This is a genomic window from Azospirillum sp. B506, from assembly GCF_000333595.1.
Taxonomy (GTDB): Bacteria; Pseudomonadota; Alphaproteobacteria; order Azospirillales; family Azospirillaceae; genus Azospirillum.
On record NZ_BADK01000836.1, the window covers coordinates 1 to 1,279 of the forward strand.

The window sequence follows — 1,279 nt, forward strand, 5'->3', positions numbered from 1 at the left end:
TGTCCATTTTGCCAGGCGCCTGTCGCTGGAGACCGACTGCTGGGACGTGCATGAATCGTTGACGTCCGGTGCGCCGGATTTCGTCCTGCTTGATGTCCGCGGCCCTGCCGCCTATGCGCGGGGACATGTGCCGGGCGCATTGAATTTGCCACACGGCAAGATGACGGAGCGCCGTATGGCCGAGTGGGCGGAGGAAACGCTGTTCGTGGTCTATTGCGCCGGACCGCACTGCAACGGAGCGGATCGGGCGGCCTTGCGTCTTGCGCGGATCGGGCGGCCGGTCAAGCTGATGATCGGCGGCATCACCGGGTGGGTCGATGAAGGCTTCGCGCTGGAAGGCGGCAGCTGAGGGGCCGTCTAGACGAAGACGATCCCGGCGATCAAAGCCAGGATCAGCAGGTAAACGATCAGGCGGCGCACCCGCCAACCGAGCGGCGCGCGGTTGTCGTTGGCCGGCGGGCGTAGGCGCACCCGCCGCGCCGGTACGATGTACGCAGTCGGATCCTGGGCGGCTCCGTTGGAGCCGCCCATTCCGATATGGGCTGTGGGCCGGTTAGCCACGCTCGGCCAGCGGCACGAACGGCCGCTTGGTGTGGCCGGTGTAGAGCTGACGCGGACGGCCGATCTTCTGCACCGGGTCCTCGATCATCTCCTTCCACTGGCTGATCCAGCCGACGGTGCGGGCGAGCGCGAACAGCACGGTGAACATGCTGGTCGGGAAGCCCATCGCCTTCAGGATGATGCCGGAGTAGAAATCGACATTCGGATAGAGCTTTTTCTCGATGAAGTACTCGTCCGACAGGGCGATCTTCTCCAGCTCCATGGCGATGTCCAGCAGCGGCTCGTCCTTGATGCCGAGTTCGCGGAGAACCTCGTGGCAGGTCTGGCGCATGACCTGCGCGCGCGGGTCGTAGTTCTTGTAGACCCGGTGGCCGAAGCCCATCAGGCGGAAGTTGTCGTTCTTGTCCTTGGCGCGGCGGACGAACTCGGGGATGCGATCCACCGAGCCGATCTCCTCCAGCATCTTCAGCACGGCCTCATTGGCGCCGCCATGGGCCGGACCCCACAGCGAGGCAATGCCGGCGGCGATGCAGGCGAACGGGTTGGCACCCGAAGAACCGGCAAGACGGACGGTCGAGGTCGAGGCATTCTGCTCGTGGTCGGCGTGCAGAATGAAGATCTTGTCCATCGCCTTGGACAGGATCGGATTGACCTTGTACGGCTCGCAGGGCGTGCCGAAGGTCATGTAGAGGAAGTTCTCCGCGTAGGACAGGTCGTG

At 64.5% G+C, this 1,279-nt stretch carries 3 protein-coding genes; 1 reads left to right on the forward strand and 2 read right to left on the reverse strand.

Going from position 1 to position 1,279, the window contains the following annotated elements; genetic code table 11:
* Positions 1-349 (forward strand): rhodanese-like domain-containing protein (locus I71_RS26075; RefSeq protein WP_042700799.1); only part of this gene is annotated, 349 nt, incomplete at its 5' end.
* Positions 350-357: 8 nt separating this feature from the next.
* Here the strand turns inward: I71_RS26075 and I71_RS38540 are convergent.
* A complete protein-coding gene (locus I71_RS38540; RefSeq protein WP_158285394.1) occupies positions 358-531 on the reverse strand; it encodes a hypothetical protein in 174 nt (57 codons plus the stop codon).
* 22 nt (positions 532-553) lie between these two features.
* On the reverse strand, positions 554-1,279 hold a 726-nt coding region (locus I71_RS26080; protein ID WP_042700801.1), incomplete at its 5' end, for a citrate/2-methylcitrate synthase.